Here is a 17,438-nt window from a genome sequence, read left to right on the forward strand (position 1 = left end):
TCGCGTCGATGTCACCTCGCCTGCTGTTCGTCCACGCGCATCCCGACGACGAGACGCTGACCACCGGCGGCACCATCGCGAGCTACGTCGCGCGCGGCGCCGACGTCCACGTCGTCACCTGCACCCTGGGCGAAGAGGGCGAGGTGATCGGCGAACGCTACGCCCAGCTGGTGGTCGATCGGGCAGATCAACTGGGCGGCTACCGGATCGGCGAACTCAGCGCCGCGCTGCGGGCGCTGGGCGTCGCCGAGCCGATCTTCCTGGGCGGTCCCGGTCACTGGCGGGACTCGGGGATGGTGGGGACACCGGCGCGCGGCAGGACGCGTTTCGCCGACGCGGACCCGGACGAGGCCGTCGGGGCGCTGGCCGACATCATCCGCCGATTGCGGCCCCACGTGGTGGTCAGCTACGACCCGAACGGAGGCTACGGGCACCCCGACCACATCCAGGCGCATCGGGTGACCACCGCGGCCGTCGCGGCTGCCGGTGCCGATGGGTCGTGGCCGGTGCCGAAGCTGTACTGGACCGTCATCGCGACCAGCGCCTTCCGGAACGGCCTGGCGGGCCTGGCGGCGGTGCCCGATGGCTGGATCGAAGTGCCCGTCGACGACCTGGGTTTCGGCTATCCCGACGACGCGATCGACGCGGTCGTCGACGTCAGCGATGTCCTGCCCGCCAAGATCGACGCCCTGCGCGCCCACGCAACTCAGGTGACGGTGGCCCCCGACGGCCGGTCGTGCGCGCTGTCGAACGGCATAGCGATGCCGGTGCTGGCGGCCGAGCACTACGTGCTCGTGGAGGGCACCCCGGGCGAACGCGATTCCCGCGGTTGGGAAACCGACCTGCTCGCGGGCGTGAACCTGGATTAGCCAGCGGGCCGCGAGGTAGGCTCCCGACAATCAGCGACCCGTCGAAGGGACATCATTCTGTGGACCCGGATCTGGACCCGACCCTGCAGCACCGGCAGGACCGCCTCGACAGCTGCCAACGGGTTGTGGGTTCGCCGGTGGGTGTCCTCGACAGCATCCCGACCTGACCGCCACCACCGGTAGCGTCCGTGCGGATCCCGGCCAGACGCGCACCGGGCGTGCCGTCGTCCTGACGTTGCTGGCGATCGACGGCGTCATCTCCGCGGTGGTCGGCGCCATCTATCTGCCGGTGCATCTGGGTTCGGTGCCGTTCCCGATCAGCGCGCTGGCGAGCGGCGCCCTCAACGCCGCGCTCGTGTGGGCCGCGACGCACTGGACCGACTCGGGCCGACTGGCCGCACTGCCCCTGTTCACCTGGCTGGGGACGGTCGCCGTCATGACCCTCGGCGGCCCCGGCGGCGACATTGTCTTCGGGGGCCGAGGGATCATGGCCTATGGCGTGCTGATCTTCGTCTTCCTCGGCGCGCTGCCGCCGACGTGGGTGCTGATGGGGCGGCCGGGCCGGTGACCGCTACTCGTCGGACTTGTCGTCGGAGCCGCCGTCGGTGCTCTTATCGGCTGTCTTCTTGCCGCCGAGGGCGTCCCGGACGGCCGAGCGGACGTCGCTCACGGTCTTCTTGAGGTCGCTGACGGCCTTCTTGGCGCCCTGGGCCGCCTTGTTCGTCCCGGTTGTCGCGTCCGATCCGTCGTGGGTCGCACGGCTGCCCACCGTCGACAGCGTCCCCGACTGGGTGCCCTGCCCGCGAACGATGCCGTGCGTCGCGCCGCGCGGCCCGGTGTCGCGACCGGTGCTCTTGACCGTCGGCTCCGCGGGCTCGCTGGGTTCGGTGGTGTCCGTCGCCGGCTCGGGTGTCTGCGCGACGTCCACTGTCCGCAGCGTCGTCGGAGTCTCGGCCTGCTCGGCCTTGCCCGGGAGCACGTTGCCGAGCTGGGCATCGGTGTAGTCGACGATCGCGTCGACGGCGTTGTTCGTGCGTGTGGTGGCACGCTCGGCGAGGAAATCCGCCTGATCCGAGATGGCCTGCAGCGGGTCCTGGCCGGCCTCCAGCACGTCGTGCAGGAAGCGGCTCGGCACGGTGATGGCCTCGTTGGTGAACTCGACCTGCTCTGTCGCGAGCCGGTTCACCAGCGTGTAGTTGAGATCGAGCTGTTCGGAGGCGAAGTCGAGCTTGAGGTCATCGAGAACGGGCTTGGCGACGTCGAACAGGCCGAATTCCGTCACGTTCTTGACTGTCGTGAAGAACCGCTGGTTGGCGTCGACGAGCGCGTTGGTCGTGTCATCGACGGGCGGCAGGACGATGTCTCCGATCACCGACCGCAGCGTGGGGGCCTCGAGGGCGTCGGTGGCCGCTGTGGTCGTTGTGGTGGCGGAAAGCGCGCACCAGCCGGGCGGGCACGGCGGCAGGATCCACCCGAACCAGTAGTAGAGCTCGGCCACGCCCAGGTCGACCAGCCCGTTTATGGTGGCGTTTGTCACCGCGACGAAGCCGTTCCACCAGGCGCTCAGGTTCAGCGGGTTGGCGACGATCGGCGCGATCTTGTCGACGATGACCGCGTCGGTGACCGGCAGGACCAGGTTGTACCAGAACAGGCTGATCTGGTCGCCCAGTATCCAGCCGAACGGTATCCAGCCCAGCGCCCATTGGGCGAGGTCGACGCCGTAACTGATCCAGGGCTCGACGGCGTACCAGATGTTGACGATGGCATCGGCCAAACCCTGGCCCTGCGGGACTGGGACAGGCCCCGGCGGGGTCGGCGGCGCGACGAACAGGCTCGGGGCCAGTTGGGCCAGGGTCTCCAGCGCGGCGGTGTCGGTGATGGCCGGTTGCGTTACCACGAACGGTTGCGGGGCGACGGCCGCTGCGAGCCGGACCTCGGGAGCCAGGGAGGTCCCCCCCGGCGGCACCGCCACGGGTGCGATGACAAGGCTGCTGGCGGCCACCGCCGATACCCCCGCCATCAACATTGAACGCGCCGAAATCTCCATGATTGCCCCTTAACCGTCCTACCCGACCGCGCAACAACCTACGCGGTTCACGGGACCTCGCCGAGGAAAACGCGCCTTCAGCGCGTGTTTGCGGGCGATTTCACCCGTTTTGGGGGATGAATCCGACAGGGCCGCTCGACGGGTGACTCCCGGTGGCGGAGCGCGGGCCCGCACAGCGGCGGGGACTACTGTGGCCGGTATGCCATGCGTAGCTGTATCAGGGCGGTATCAGGCGGTGTCAGGCGCTGTCGAAATGCGGGATGTGCGGATGAAATCCACCAGTACCGGGGTTACATGGGAGTGGCTCTGAACCCCCAGCGCGGTATCGAACTGCCCAGCCCGGTCGTCCCGTTGAAGCAGGCAAGCGCAACGCCAGGTCCGGCCGCCTTGCGGCGCGTGCTGCGGAGAGCCCGCGACGGTGTCGCGCTCAATGTCGACGAGGCCGCCATCGCGATGGCGGCGCGGGGCGATGACCTGGCTGACCTGTGCGCCAGCGCGGCCAGGGTGCGCGACGCCGGCCTGACCTCGGCTGGCCGTCGCGGACCCGCAGGCGGCCTGCCGATCAGTTACTCACGCAAAGTTTTCATCCCGGTCACCCACCTTTGCCGGGATACCTGCCACTACTGCACGTTCGTGACGGTTCCCGGCCGGCTGCGGGCACAGGGTCTCGGCATGTACATGGAACCCGACGAGATTCTCGACGTCGCCCGTCGGGGGGCCGAACTGGGTTGTAAGGAAGCTCTTTTCACGCTGGGCGACCGGCCGGAGACGCGCTGGGACGAGGCGCGGCAGTGGCTTCATGAGCGCGGCTACGACTCGACGCTGGACTATGTGCGGGCGATGTCGATCCGGGTGCTCGAAGAGACCGGTCTGCTGCCGCATCTGAACCCGGGCGTGATGAGCTGGTCCGAGCTGTCTCGGCTCAAGCCGGTCGCGCCGTCGATGGGCATGATGCTGGAGACCACGTCGCGGCGGCTGTTCGAGACCAAAGGCCTTGCGCACTACGGCAGCCCGGACAAGGACCCGCAGGTACGGCTGCGGACGCTGGACGACGCAGGCAGGCTGTCGATCCCGTTCACCACCGGCCTGCTGGTCGGTATCGGCGAGACACTCACCGAGCGTGCCGAGACGATGCACGCGATTCGCAAGTCGCACAAGCAATTCGGGCACGTGCAGGAAGTCATCGTGCAGAACTTCCGGGCCAAGGAGCACACGGCGATGGCCGCGGTGCCCGATACCGGCATCGACGACTTCGTCGCCACCGTCGCGACGGCGCGGCTGGTGCTCGGCCCCGGCATGCGCATCCAGGCGCCGCCGAACCTGGTGGCGCGTGCGGAATGCCTGGCGCTGATCGGCGCGGGCGTCGACGACTGGGGCGGGGTTTCGCCGCTGACCCCGGACCATGTGAATCCGGAACGGCCCTGGCCCGCGCTGGATGATCTGGCCGCCGTCACCGCCGAAGCGGGCTACGAACTCGTGCAGCGGCTGACCGCGCATCCGCGCTACGTGCTGGCGGGTGCGGCCTGGATCGACCCGCGGGTGCGTGGCCATGTGGTGGCGTTGACGGATCCGGACAGCGGATACGCCCGCGACGTCAATCCCGTCGGACGTCCCTGGCAGGAACCCGACGAGGCGATGGAGTCGCTGGGCCGCACCGACCTGCACGCCGCGATCGACACCGAGGGCCGCCACACGGAGACGCGCAGCGACCTGCAGGATGCGTTCGGGGACTGGGAGTCGATCCGGGAGAAGGTGCACGAACTCGCGGCGCGCGCGCCGGAACGCATCGACACCGATGTCGCGGCGGCGCTGCGCTCCGCGGAGCGCGATCCGGCCGGCTGCACCGACGACGAGTATCTCGCGCTGGCCGCGGCGGACGGGCCATCGCTGGATGCCGTTGCCGCGCTGGCGGATTCGCTCAGGCGCGACACCGTCGGCGATGACGTCACCTTCGTGGTGAACCGCAACATCAACTTCACCAACATCTGCTACACCGGCTGCCGGTTCTGCGCCTTCGCGCAGCGCAGGGGCGACGCCGACGCCTACTCGCTGTCCACCGCCGAGGTCGCCGACCGGGCCTGGGAGGCGCATGTGGCAGGCGCGACCGAGGTCTGCATGCAGGGCGGCATCGACCCGGAGCTGCCGGTCACCGGCTACGCCGACCTGGTCCGGGCCGTCAAGGCCAGGGTGCCGTCGATGCATGTGCACGCGTTCTCGCCGATGGAGATCGCCAACGGGGTGACCAAGAGCGGGCTGAGCATCCGGGAGTGGCTGATCAGCCTTCGCGAGGCGGGTCTGGACACCATCCCGGGAACGGCTGCCGAGATCCTCGACGACGAGGTGCGCTGGGTGCTGACGAAGGGCAAGCTGCCGACATCCCTGTGGGTCGAGGTCGTCACCACCGCCCATGAGGTGGGACTGCGGTCGAGTTCGACGATGATGTACGGTCACGTCGACCAGCCCCGCCACTGGGTGGGTCATCTGCGGGTGCTGAGCGAGATCCAGGACCGCACCGGCGGTTTCACCGAGTTCGTGCCGCTGCCGTTCGTGCATCAGAGCTCGCCGCTGTACCTGGCCGGGGGAGCCCGGCCGGGCCCGACGCACCGCGACAACCGCGCCGTGCATGCGCTGGCACGGATCATGCTGCACGGCAGGATCTCTCATATCCAGACCAGCTGGGTCAAACTGGGTGTGGAGCGCACGCAGGTGATGCTGCGCGGCGGCGCCAACGACTTGGGCGGCACGCTGATGGAGGAGACGATCTCACGGATGGCGGGTTCGGAGTTCGGCTCGGCAAAGACCGTCGAGGAGCTCGTCGCGATCGCGGCGGGTATCGGCAGGCCCGCGCGCCAGCGCACCACCACCTATACCCCCCTCGCCGCCTGACGCGTACCCCCTCGCCGCCAGACCCGCGAGCGTGCGCGTCTGTACGCGACTCGCCGGTGATCTGCGTACAAACGTGCACGCTCGCGGGGGGTGTGGCTTGAACCGAACCACGGCGGTGGCCGTTATTGTGGCGTTGGCCCCGACAGCTCGAGGAGCGTTGTGACGACCATTGCCGGAATCCCTGCGCACGCCCTGCTCGTCCACGCGATCGTCGTGCTCGCGCCGTTGACCGCGGCGCTGGAGATCCTCTGTGCCATCTGGCCGGCCGCCAGGCGACGGTTCGTATGGCTCGTGCTGGCCTTCGCCGCGGCGACCACGGCGCTGACCCCGCTCACCGTCGAGGCCGGCGAATGGCTCTACGACCAGAACGCCCAGCCCAGCCCCATCCTGGTCACCCACGCCGAACGCGGCCAATGGATGATCTACTTCGCCGTGGGGTTGCTCGTGGTCGCCCTGGCGCTGGCGTTCCTGCACGTACTCGAGACCCGCACCGGCCGGCCGAGGCGCGCCGCGGCGATTGTCGTCGCGATACTGGCGCTCGTCGTCGGAATATCGGCGACCGTCGGGGTGGTGCGAATCGGAGACGCCGGGGCTGAAGCGGTCTGGGGTCGAGACGGCTGACCCGACCCCGGGAATCAATTCGGACTGCGGTCCGTTTACTCTTCTGAAAGGTCGGGATGGCCGGCCGCGAGAACTCAGGAGACATGAACATGACCACTGCGACCGCACAGCTCGGCGTTGGCACTTGGGCGATCGACCCGGTGCACTCGACCGTCGGATTCTCGGTACGCCACCTGATGGTGAGCAAGGTGCGCGGCACCTTCGACACGTTCAGCGGCGCGATCACCGTCGCCGAGGACGGCACCCCGTCGGTGAAGGCCGAGATCGACGTCACCTCGATCAACACCCAGAACGAGCAGCGCGACGCCCACCTGAAGTCGGCCGACTTCTTCGAGTCGGAGAAGTATCCGACCGCCACGTTCGTGTCCACCGGCGTTCGCGCCAAGGGCGACGACTACCTGCTCGACGGCGATTTCACGCTGAAGGGTGTCACCAGGCCCGTGACGCTGGAGCTGGAGTTCAACGGGGTGAACCCGGGCATGGGTCAAGGTGAGGTCGCAGGCTTCGAGGCCTCGGTTGTGCTGAACCGCAAGGACTTCGGCATCAGCATCGAACTGCCCCTGGAGACCGGCGGCGCCGTCGTAGGCGACAAGGTCACGATCACCCTTGAGATCGAGGCCCTCAAGCAGGCCTGACGCACCGAATGTGAAGCCACTGAGAGGTTTTCGCCGATTCCTCGCAGTGGCTTCACATTGGGCGCTCAGAGGGCGCTCAGAGGGCGCTCAGAGGGCGCTCAGAGTTTGGCTGCCAGCTCCGTGCCCTGTTCGATCGCCCGCTTGGCATCGAGTTCGGCTGCCACCAGCGCGCCGCCGATGACGTGAGGTTCGCGCCCGGTGGCGCGCAGGCCGTCCACCAGGTCGCGGACGGACTCCTGACCGGCACAGATCACCACGGTCTCGACGGCGAGCACCCGCGGGTCGGTGCGGTCGGGTCCGAAGCTGATGTGCAGACCCGTGTCGTCGATGCGCTCGTAGTTCACCCTGGACAACTGGTGCACCGCCTTGGCCTTCAGCGAGGCGCGATGCACCCACCCGGACGTCTTACCGAGACCGCGGCCCTGCAAGCCCTTGCTGCGCTGCAGCAGATACACCTCGCGCACCGCCGGTGCGGGCAGCGCCGTCGTCAATGCGCCGCGCGTCTCCCACGGGTCCGTCACACCCCACTCGGCTTTCCACTCCTTGAGGTTGAGCGTCGGGGACGCGTCCGTGCTCAGGAATTCGCACACGTCGAAGCCGATGCCGCCCGCTCCGATGACGGCGACGGATGCGCCGGCGCCCTTGCCCAGGATCGCCTCGGTGTAGGTCAGCACCTTCGGATGGTCGATCCCCGGGATGGCCGGGATGCGCGGGCGCACGCCGGTGGCCAGCACGATCTCGTCGTATCCGGTCAGTGAGGCGGTGTCCGCGCGGGTGCGCAGCAGGACGTCGACGCCGTGTTTGTCGAGCATCCTGGTGTAGTAGCGGATGGTCTCGGTGAACTCCTCCTTGCCGGGAATCCTTCTGGCCAGGTCGAATTGGCCGCCGATCACCTCATTCGACTCGAACAGCGTGACCCGGTGGCCGCGCTGAGCGGCGGTCACCGCGGCCGCCAACCCGGCCGGTCCCGCGCCGACGACTGCGATCCGCTTGGCGCGCCGGACCGGGCCGAGAATCAACGTGGTCTCCCGCCCGGCGCGGGGATTGAGCAGGCACGACACCGTCTTGTGCGCGAAGGCGTGGTCCAGGCACGCCTGGTTGCACGCGATGCAGGTGTTGATCTCGTCGGCGGCGTCGGCCTGCGCCTTGCGGACCCACTCCGGATCGCTCAGTAGCGGGCGGGCCATCGAGATCAATCGCACCGCGGTGTCGGTGAGGATCTGCTCGGCCGCCTGCGGCATGTTGATCCTGTTGGATGCCACCACCGGGATGCTCACCTGTTCCGCCACCGCGTTGCTGATGTCGACGAACGCCCCGGCGGGCACCGAGGTCACGATCGTCGGCACCCGCGCCTCGTGCCAGCCGATGCCGGTGTTGATGATCGTCGCTCCCGCCGCCTCCACTTCGGTTGCCAGCGCCACGATTTCGTCCCAGCTCTGGCCGTCTTCGACGAAGTCGGCCATCGACATCCGGTAGCACACGATGAAGTCATCGCCGACCGCGGTCCTGGTGCGGCGCACGATCTCGACGGGCAGCCGGCGGCGTCGCTCCGGCGTCCCGCCATAGGCGTCGGTGCGCTGGTTGGTGCGGGGGGCGAGGAACTGGTTGAGCAGGTATCCCTCGCTGCCCATGAGCTCCACACCGTCGTAGCCGGCGTCGCGGGCGAGCTCGGCGCACCGCACGAAGTCGTCGATGGTGCTCCGCACACCCCGGCCTGACAGGCGCCGCGGCCGGAATGGGTTGATGGGCGCCTTGATTGACGACGCGCTGACCGAGAACGGATGGTACGCGTAGCGTCCGGCGTGCAGGATCTGCAGCGCGATTTTGCCGCCCTCGTCATGGACGGCGCCGGTGATCCGCCGATGCCGCCTGGCGTCGGATGCCGACACCATCTGGGCGGCGAACGGGAGCAGCCAGCCGCTGCGATTCGGGGCGTAACCGCCGGTGATGATCAGCCCGACGCCGCCGCGGGCGCGTTCGGCGAAGAACTCGGCCAGCCTGCCGGTGTCGCGGGCGCGGTCCTCCAGGCCCGTGTGCATCGAACCCATCACCACCCGGTTGCGCAGGGTGGTGAAGCCAAGGTCCAATGGCGACAACAGTTTCGGGTACGGGGTCATGGCCGTCATGGCTGTCCGCCGATCCCGGCGAGCACCTCGTCGAGCCATTCGGCCACGCCCTCCTCCGCGCGGATACCGCCGCGCAGCACCAGGTATCGATGCAGGGAACTCCCGGTCAGTGCCGAGGGGTCGGGGAACTGTCGCTTCTCGAATCCGCGGTAGGTGTCGAGCAGTTCCGCCCGCTCGGCGCGCAGTGCGGCGATCTGATCTCGCAGCGCGTCGATGTCGCCATGGGCCGCGCCGCGGATCTTCACCGCGACGTCGCGGGTGCGGTTGTCGGCCACCGAACCGCCCCGGCCGCGGAGCGGTTCGGCGATCCAGCGGGCCAGTTCGGCGCGCCCGGCGTCGGAGACGGTGTACACCTTCTTGTCGGGTCTGCCGTGCTGAGCCACCGGCGTGACGTGCACCCAGCCGTCCTCCTCCATGATCCGCAGGGTGCGGTAGATCTGCTGGTGGGTGGCTGACCAGAAGTAGCCGATGGATCGGTCGAACCGCCGGGTGAGCTCGTAGCCGGACCCCGACTGTTCGCACAGCGACACCAGGATCGCGTGGGGCAGTGTCACTCGGGCAGCGTAGATTCCCCCGAACCTGCTATGCAACTAGTTGCACTGCATTGAGGTGCATGGCGGAGCAGCGGTTCGGCGATCCGCGTGCAGGCGGTGCCGGCCCGGTCAACGCGCGGGTCAACGCGCGGGTCAACCCCACGCCGGTCGGCCGGCTCGCGGGTCGCTGCCGCCGGGCCAGGTAAATCGCCGAGCCAGGGCACATCTCCGCGTGACAGCGAGCCATCCGTCGCTGGAACTAGCTCTACCGGCCAGGACCTGGTTCGTGTCGCAACCAACGTTCACCGGTGAGCGGGCCGCCGCCCCGAACCGTCGAGGCGGTGTTGATGAGCCCTGCCGGTAGGTCAACCGGGACCAGTGACGGCAACGCAGCCATCACGGCGGCCAAGGCGAGTCCGTAGACGATCACGGTGCGCGGTTTCGCCCGGGCCACGTACAACAAAAAGGCCGGAACGAACAGGAGGAGCGCGGCCACGAATCCGAACAGAGTGATCAGGCCGAGGAAACCGACCATCCATAGGAACGTGTTCAGCGCGACGCCGACGTCGCGAGTCCAGGTGCCGCCGGGCTGAACCGCGCGCCACCACCGCCGGAACTCCCTGAAGACGAGCAGCGCCGCGACGGCGGCACCGCCGGCACAGACGAGTCTGGGCACCAGCCGTGCCTCGGGTGAGAAGGAGCCCGCGGCGAAGAAGCCGGCGACGAACACCAGCAGTATGGCGGCGGACAGGCCGCGCGACCAGGCGGACTCAGCCAGTTCGCCCTCCTGCTCGTCCGCCGGTGGCGGCTCCGCATGCGCCGCCCTGGCCGTGGGCCGCAGCCGGGCACGACCGAAACGGATGCCGGAGACAATTGCGGGCAGCAGCAGGAGGGCCAGGAACGCGATGACCCACGGCCGCAGCATCCACGAGAGGCCCGCGTAGATGTTGGCGGTGAGGAAGTAATAGCGCTCCATGGGGATGGCCAGCACGAAACCGATCAGGAAGGGTGCGCGCGGGAAACCGGTCTCCTTGAGCAGCCAGCCAAACACACCCAGGCCGAGCATTACCCAGAGATCGCCCAGTTGCCCGCCTTCCTGGAACGCCCCAAGGAACATCACGGCGACCAGCCCCGGGCCGAGTATCGCGAACGGTACTTTCGTGAGGCTGGCGAGTCCCCGGGTCGCTGCGAAGCAGAACATCGCGCCGAGAACGCTCGCGATGGCGAACGACCAGACGATCAGGTACATGAGGTCGAGGTGGTCGTTGATGATCGCGGGGCCTGGCTGAATGCCGTAGGTGAGCAGCAAGCCCAGCAGCATCGCCGCAGGTACGCCGCCGGGGATGCCGAACAGCAGGGTGGGGATCAGGTCTCCGGCTTCGACGGAGTTGTTCGCGCTCTCCGGCCCGACGATGCCTCGTGGGTCGCCCTTGCCGAACGCGCGCTTGTCCTTGGCGGTCGCGACGGCTTGACCGTAGGCCAGCCAGGTGCCTGCGGTCGCTCCCACGCCGGGCAGGACGCCGGCCCAGATTCCGATGAGCGCCCCCCGAAGGACTTGCCCCCAGTAACCGAGCCATTCCTTGATTCCGCTGATCCAGCCGCCGGCCAGCTCCACCGCCGCACCGGGGTTGTCCAACTGGCCGACGCGGGAAGCGATTTCGGCCAAGCCAAAAACGCCGAGCGATACCGCGACGATGGACAGACCGTCGGCGAGGAAGAGGCTGCCGAATGTGAATCGGCTCTCCGCGGTGGTGGGAGACGTTCCCACCATCCCCAACAGCAGCCCCAGGAAGCCCGCGGTCAGACCTTTCGCGATGTTGCCGCGCGCAAGCACGGCGGCCAGCGAGACTCCCAGCACGGTGAGCATGAACAATTCGGGGCTGCCGAACGACAGCACGAGGGGTCTGGCCAGCGGGATGGCTACGGTCAAACCGATTGCGCCGAGGATGCCGCCCGCCATGCTCGACAGGAAGGCCAGACTGAGCGCGCGCGCGGCGTGTCCTTGCTTGGCCATGGCGTAACCGTCGAGCATCGTGACGCTGGCCGAGGCGGAGCCGGGTGCGCCGAGCAACACCGCAGCCACCGTGTCCGAGGTGTGCACAACCGCCAGTGCGCCGATGAGCAGCGCCAGCGCTTGCGCCGGGTCCATGCCGAATGTCACCGGCAGCAGGATGGCGACGGCTCCGGTGCCGCCGAGTCCGGGAATAAGACCGATGATGAGACCGGCGACGATACCGACAAACAGCAGAATCAATTGCTCCGGCGCGAAAAGCGCGTGGAGTGCGGCAACGGCGGACTCGAGCACAACAGTCTCTTGTTCCCGCTAATCCAGCTGGACCTGGTAGTCGGATTCGAGGAGCTTCACGATGTACTGGCGTACCGGGGCATCCACCGTGTACGCGGTGTCGATTCGCGCGGTGAGTCGTTGGTCGGCAAGCAGGGGATATCCGCCAAGGACTTTGGCTGCCTTCTGGTTGAAATCCGGTGACAGGCTTAGCCTTTCTGCGGATGCGCGGAGCAGCTCAACGGCTTGTTGTGGCGTGTCATCGGGTACCCACATCGCCTTCTGGTAGGTGTAGGTGAGGGCGAGCAGTTTCTTGTATGCCTCGTATGACGCGCCGCTGGGTGCCTTGCCGTGGAGGGTGTCATAGACCTCGGCGACGGTGGGGATATTTGGGAAGTTGGGGTCGCGGACGACGTCGCCTCTATCGTCTACCTGTCCAAAGGACATGAGTGGTACGGCCGTTCCAGCCTTGACCAGCGGCTCCACCGCGGGTCCATAGGCCGAGGTCGTTTGGTAGTCGAGATCGATTTCCCCTCGCTGCAGGGCGAGATTCACCGGCCCACGCCCCTCGAACCCGAAGGTCGCGTCCACGTGTACGCCGAGTAGGTCGAAGGCGACGAGTGTGGTCAGATCGAGGCCGGTGGCGCTGATGCCGCCGAACTTCAGGGGAGCCTCGCGGTCCAGGAGGTCCTCTGGTCTGCGGACGCCGGCTTCCGTGCGAGCGTAGATCACCCCGCCGGTGCCGTTGGCCAGGATGGGGGTCAGTCGGCTGAAGCTGTACTCCACCTCGGATCGACCGAGGACCCACGGCATCACCGTGCTCGCCGTGCTGACGAGTATCTCGGTGCCGTCGGCCGGCGCCGACGCCGCGAACCGGTTCGTCCCGGAGATGCCTTCCCCGCCCGCCTCATTGACGGGGGAGAAACCTGGCTTGCCGGGGATCTCCTGGCTGAGTTCGGTACCGATGAACCGCGCCCACGTGTCGGTGCCGCCGCCTTCGGCTAGCGGTATCCACAGTTCGATCGTTTCACCTGCATAGTCGCCGTCGGTGGTTGAGGCCTTGGGGTTGAGCAGCTTGCCGCCCAAGACCACCGCCGCTACCGCCAGCAGTACGAACGCCACCATGACGGCGGCGGAGGTCTTCGGGTTTGTCGGTGGACGCTCAACCTCCACCGGCGGGTGCGAGGGCGGTGGCCGCTGGGCGTCGGAGGATGACGAGCCCGCCTGATCGCTCGGCGTATCACTCATCGGCACCCGCCTTATCTCAAGTTACCTACGACCTCCACCCATCCTTCTGGAAAGCCCCACCACGGTGGGCGGATCCACCAACCAGCCCGGGCCGCGCTGTGCACGCCGTCTCCGGTCCCGATCCGGCGAGGCGCCAGCTACAACGACGCCGAGACCGCCACCTCCGGGAAGGTGGCGGTCGGCACCGGTATCGGGTGTTCAGGACAGGTGGAGCAGTTGAGGTGCGACGACGAGGGCGAGCCAGCACAGGCCGGGCGCGATGGCGACGACGATGCCGGCATTGAGCAGCAGTTGGCGGTAGAACACGCGGCGGTCGATGTTGTGGGCGTTGGCCAACACCAGGGCCCCGTTGGTGGAGAAGGGAGACACGTCGACGACGGTGGCGGAGATGGCCAGGGCGGCAACGACTCCCACGACGGGCAGGGCGCCTGTCTCGAGCAGGGGCAGGGCCAGCGGGATGATGGCGGTGAGCAGCGCGGTGGAGGAGGCGAATGCGGAAGTGACGCCGATGACGTAGCACAGCAGCAGGGCGACCAGCAGGGGGGCGCCGATCGCGACAGCCATTTCGGCGAGATGGTCGATGGTGCCCATTTCCTGCATTACCGAGATGTAGGTGACCATGCCGGCGACGAGCAGCACGGTGGACCAGCTGATGCCCGCGATCGCTTCGTTCTGCTTCTTCAGGTCGGTGAAGGCCAGGATCGCGCCGGCGCCGATGGCGACGAAGCTGATCGGCAGGTGCAGCACGAGCACCAGCACCAGCACGGCCGCGATGAGGGCCAGGGTGAGCTTTTGCACCCAGGTCACTGCCGCCGCTGCAGGTGCGACGTCGGTCATAGGGGGCGTCACCCGGGTCAGCACGGCGGTCCCGGTCGACGCCGAGCCGCCGGTCGCTCCCCGGCCCGGCTCGTCGGTGATCGGGCGGCGCGGGGCAGCGCCGGCCCCGTGGTCGGGGTCGGTGCCGGTGGCGCTGTACTCCAGGTCCCGCACCCGGGCCAGCACGGCGTAGCCGAGCACGGTCAGCACCGACAGCAGCAGGTTGATGCCGTAGCTGGCCAGAAACAGTGTCCACGGCGCGATGCTCAGCCCGCTGGATTCCACGATGTCTCGCACCAGCACACCGGAGACAGAGATCGGCGAGAACGCTCCGGCGTGAGCGCCATTGATCGTCATGATGCCCATCACCAGCGGGCTCATCCGGGTGCGGGCGGCGAACGCCATCGCCGCCGGCGCGATCAGCGCCACCGCCGCCGGGCTGAAGGTGCCCAACGCGGTCAGCACCGAGGCGGCGAAGAAGAACACCCACGGCACCACGGTCACCCGGCCCCGCACGGCTCGTATGCAGGCGTTGACCAGCAGGTCGATGGTGCCGTTCTTCTTGGCCATGCCGAAGAAGTAGGTGACCCCGACAATGGTCAGCACGATCGAGGTCGGAAACTCGGCCAGGATCTCCTTGTCGTCGAGGCCCAGGACGAACGCCCCGACGCCGAACGCGCCGAGAAATCCCAGAATTCCGATGTTGATGGGAAACACGCTGGCGATCACGAACATCGCGACCAGCGCGACTAGGGGCAATATCTCGATGGCAGTCATGACGCACTTTCACTGTGGCGGTTAGCGGACGGCGCTACCCGGTGGCGAAGGCCACACCCATCGGTCGAGCGTGGCTTCCAACACGTTAAGCATTCGCTAGATTCAGGACAATTTCGATTTACTATCTAATGCTTTAGAAAAACTGAATCCTGCCCCACGTGTTCTTGGTGACGGAGGCTGGGCGGCAGACATATCGCCCAGGTTGTCAAGGCATATAGTGGGAGTTCGAAATTATTGACGAGCCATTATCTTCACTTAACGCCGGAGGTTGCCGTGCTCGACCCGCGTCGTCTTTTGCTGCTCGTCGACGTGGTGCGGGCCGGCTCCATCACCTCGGCCGCGGCCCGGCTCAACTACACGACTTCGGCTGTGTCTCAGCAGATTTCGAAGCTTGAGTCCGAAGCCGGGCAACCGCTGCTCGAACGCCACGCCCGGGGGGTGCGGCTCACCGAGGCGGGGGCGGCCCTGGTGCGTCGTGCCGAACGGATCGAAACCCAGCTCTTGGCGGCGGGCACCGAACTCGACGACATCGCCGGGCTGCGGTCGGGTACCGTGCGGCTCGGCACATTCCCCACGGCGGGTTCGAGCCTGCTGCCGCCGGTGGTCAAGTTGTTCAAGTCACGCCATCCGGCGATCGGGCTCACCGTCCGCAGCTCACGCTTCGCCCAGTTGCGGGCCATGCTCGATGCTCGCGAAATCGAAATGTCGCTGTTGTGGGACTACGCGTGGAACCCCGTCAACGACCCCGAGCTCACCGTACGGGTGCTGCTCGTCGATCCACCGACGCTCGTGGTGTCGGTGAATCATCGGTTGGCGAAGCGCAAGAAGATCTCGATGGACGAGCTCGCTGATGAGCGCTGGATCACCCGCGAGGACAACCATCCCGTGGGTTTGGCGCTGGAGAAAGCCTGCCATGCCGCGGGATTCACTCCCACCGTCGCGTTCGCGGCCAATGACTATCAGGAGGCCCAAGCGATGGTCGCCGTCGACCTGGGTGTTTCGTTGGCCCCGCGGCTGGCGCTGTCGAACCTGCGCGACGATGTCCGTGTCATCCCGCTCGTCGGGGGCGCGCCATCGCGGCGAATTCTCCTGGCATATCCCGCTGAACAGCGCCAGACACCCGCGGCTCAAACCCTGATGAACACCTTCGAGGAAGTCGCACACGGATTCGTCTGACCAACCCGCCAGATTGTCGGCTCGGTGAGTCCATTTCCTGGCATCGATCTGTGCAGGCGATCGGATCCGTTCATGCTCGGGCGTGACGCGCCGGTGCAGAGAGTTAACTTTATCTTAAATGTCATCGAGATTTTCGAGATTGTACTCGACTCTCATCCGGCGCAGGCTGGTTCCTGACAGCACCGGAGCCGCGACGCACTCGAGTTGAGTTGGAAGCCGCGGTCCCTTGGCAATTCGAACGAAAGGCGGGCCAGGCAGTGTTCACACTTCGCGGCACCTGGATGCGTGGCGGGACCAGTAAATGCTGGCTGTTCAACGGAGTCGACGTCGACCCCTTGATCGAGGATGCCGGCGGCCTCGACGCCATCCTCACCGCCGCATTCGGCGCCGAGGATCCGCGCCAGCTCGACGGTGTGGGCGGCGGCAGTTCCACCACGTCCAAGGCCGCGGTGGTGCGCCGGTCCAGCGACCCGGCTATCGACATCGACTACCTGTTCGGCCAGGTCGCCGTCGGCGACCGGCGGGTTGAATGGGGCAGCAACTGCGGCAACTGCGCCACCGCGATCGGACTGTACGCGGTCCAGGCCGGGCTCGTGCCGGTCCACGCGACCACGACTTCGGTGCGTATGCGCAACCAGAACACTGGCGCCGTCCTTATCGCGGAGATCGCCACACCGGGCGGGTCGATTCCGGTCCACGGTGACGCCGCCGTTCCCGGAACGCGCGCACTCGGCGTCCCGGTTGCGCTCACGTTCGTCGACCTGGCCGCCGACCCCACATCCTTACTCCCCACCGGATCGGTGACCGACCCGATCAGCGTGGGTGGGCGCGACTATCGCGCGACGTTGGTCAACGCCGGAGCCCCGACGGCGTTGTTCGGCGCCGCCGATCTCGGACTCACTGGAGCCGAGGACAACGCATGTATCGCCGAGCAGATACCGCTGCTGGTCGAGCTGCGCGGCGAGGCGGCGCTGCGGATGGGGCTGCGACGCCCCGGGGAACCGGTGGCGCACGCGGTCCCAAAGGTCGGAATCGTCGGGTCCCCAATGGATTACCGCACGAGTTCGGGAGTCGAGGTGGCCGCCGAGGACTACGACGTCTCGGTGCGGATGGTGTCCATGCTTGCCCCGCATCCCGCGATCGGCCTGACCTCGGCGGTCGCGGTCGCCGCGGCCGCCACCCTGTCCGGTGGTGTCGTCGCCGACCATGCCCGGGTCGCACGGCCAGGCTCGCTGCGACTCGGCACTGCCGCGGGTGTCGTGGCGGTCGACATCAGGTCGTCCCCCGACGGATATCCCGACGCGGTCACGCTGCACCGGGCGGCACGACGAATCGCCACCGCCGACGTATTCCTCGCCGCGCCGGCGCTCGCACTGGCCGGATCATCGCGCTGAGACCGACGTGCTTCGGCTGAGCCGAC

At 67.7% G+C, this 17,438-nt stretch carries 13 protein-coding genes; 7 read left to right on the forward strand and 6 right to left on the reverse strand.

The window, feature by feature from the left end:
• Positions 1–8: 8 nt before the first annotated feature.
• Positions 9–869, forward strand: coding sequence for an N-acetyl-1-D-myo-inositol-2-amino-2-deoxy-alpha-D-glucopyranoside deacetylase (mshB, locus tag ADBZ6K_RS11645; protein ID WP_526346671.1), 861 nt, complete (start codon positions 9–11; stop codon positions 867–869).
• A 112-nt stretch (positions 870–981) separates the two neighbouring features.
• On the forward strand, positions 982–1,437 hold the full coding sequence (locus tag ADBZ6K_RS11650; protein WP_526346821.1) for a hypothetical protein: 456 nt from the start codon (positions 982–984) through the stop codon (positions 1,435–1,437).
• A 3-nt stretch (positions 1,438–1,440) separates the two neighbouring features.
• Here the strand turns inward: ADBZ6K_RS11650 and ADBZ6K_RS11655 are convergent, their stop codons facing one another.
• A complete protein-coding gene (locus ADBZ6K_RS11655) occupies positions 1,441–2,916 on the reverse strand; it encodes a hypothetical protein (protein WP_526346673.1) in 1,476 nt (491 codons plus the stop codon).
• Between the two features lie 294 nt (positions 2,917–3,210).
• Between ADBZ6K_RS11655 and ADBZ6K_RS11660 the strand changes: the two genes are divergently transcribed.
• From ADBZ6K_RS11660 to ADBZ6K_RS11670, 3 genes are all read left to right on the forward strand, one after another.
• Complete coding sequence (locus tag ADBZ6K_RS11660; protein ID WP_526346675.1) at positions 3,211–5,802, forward strand: bifunctional FO biosynthesis protein CofGH; 2,592 nt, start codon at positions 3,211–3,213, stop codon at positions 5,800–5,802.
• 159 nt (positions 5,803–5,961) lie between these two features.
• Positions 5,962–6,423 (forward strand): DUF2231 domain-containing protein, encoded by a 462-nt coding sequence (locus ADBZ6K_RS11665; protein ID WP_526346677.1) that lies wholly within the window; start codon positions 5,962–5,964, stop codon positions 6,421–6,423.
• A gap of 89 nt (positions 6,424–6,512) precedes the next feature.
• The gene (locus ADBZ6K_RS11670; protein ID WP_526346679.1) at positions 6,513–7,058 is read left to right on the forward strand and encodes a YceI family protein; all 546 of its coding nucleotides are present in this window, start codon (positions 6,513–6,515) and stop codon (positions 7,056–7,058) included.
• Between the two features lie 98 nt (positions 7,059–7,156).
• Here ADBZ6K_RS11670 and ADBZ6K_RS11675 read toward each other — a convergent pair whose 3' ends face one another.
• The 5 genes from ADBZ6K_RS11675 to ADBZ6K_RS11695 all read right to left on the reverse strand — a co-directional run bounded on the left by ADBZ6K_RS11675 (position 7,157) and on the right by ADBZ6K_RS11695 (position 14,842).
• Entirely contained in the window at positions 7,157–9,175 is a 2,019-nt protein-coding gene (locus ADBZ6K_RS11675; protein ID WP_526346823.1) for a 2,4-dienoyl-CoA reductase FMN-binding domain-containing protein, read from the reverse strand.
• Positions 9,176–9,180: 5 nt separating this feature from the next.
• Entirely contained in the window at positions 9,181–9,738 is a 558-nt protein-coding gene (locus tag ADBZ6K_RS11680) for a PadR family transcriptional regulator (RefSeq protein ID WP_526346681.1), read from the reverse strand.
• Between the two features lie 244 nt (positions 9,739–9,982).
• Positions 9,983–12,022 carry a tripartite tricarboxylate transporter permease gene (locus tag ADBZ6K_RS11685; RefSeq protein ID WP_526346683.1) on the reverse strand — a complete coding sequence of 680 codons (2,040 nt, stop codon included), beginning with the start codon at positions 12,020–12,022 and terminating at the stop codon, positions 9,983–9,985.
• A gap of 18 nt (positions 12,023–12,040) precedes the next feature.
• A complete protein-coding gene (locus ADBZ6K_RS11690) occupies positions 12,041–13,249 on the reverse strand; it encodes a type 2 periplasmic-binding domain-containing protein (protein WP_526346685.1) in 1,209 nt (402 codons plus the stop codon).
• A 198-nt stretch (positions 13,250–13,447) separates the two neighbouring features.
• Positions 13,448–14,842, reverse strand: a complete 1,395-nt coding sequence (locus tag ADBZ6K_RS11695) for an SLC13 family permease (RefSeq protein ID WP_526346687.1) — start codon at positions 14,840–14,842, stop codon at positions 13,448–13,450.
• Positions 14,843–15,115: 273 nt separating this feature from the next.
• Here ADBZ6K_RS11695 and ADBZ6K_RS11700 point away from each other — a divergent pair, with 273 nt between their 5' ends.
• Both ADBZ6K_RS11700 and ADBZ6K_RS11705 read left to right on the forward strand, forming a co-directional pair.
• Positions 15,116–16,018 (forward strand): LysR substrate-binding domain-containing protein, encoded by a 903-nt coding sequence (locus ADBZ6K_RS11700; RefSeq protein ID WP_526346689.1) that lies wholly within the window; start codon positions 15,116–15,118, stop codon positions 16,016–16,018.
• Positions 16,019–16,299: 281 nt separating this feature from the next.
• Entirely contained in the window at positions 16,300–17,412 is a 1,113-nt protein-coding gene (locus ADBZ6K_RS11705) for a PrpF domain-containing protein (protein ID WP_526346825.1), read from the forward strand.
• Positions 17,413–17,438: the final 26 nt, after the last annotated feature.

The sequence above is a fragment of the Mycobacterium sp. genome, assembly GCF_044223235.1.
Classification (GTDB): Bacteria; Actinomycetota; Actinomycetes; order Mycobacteriales; family Mycobacteriaceae; genus Mycobacterium.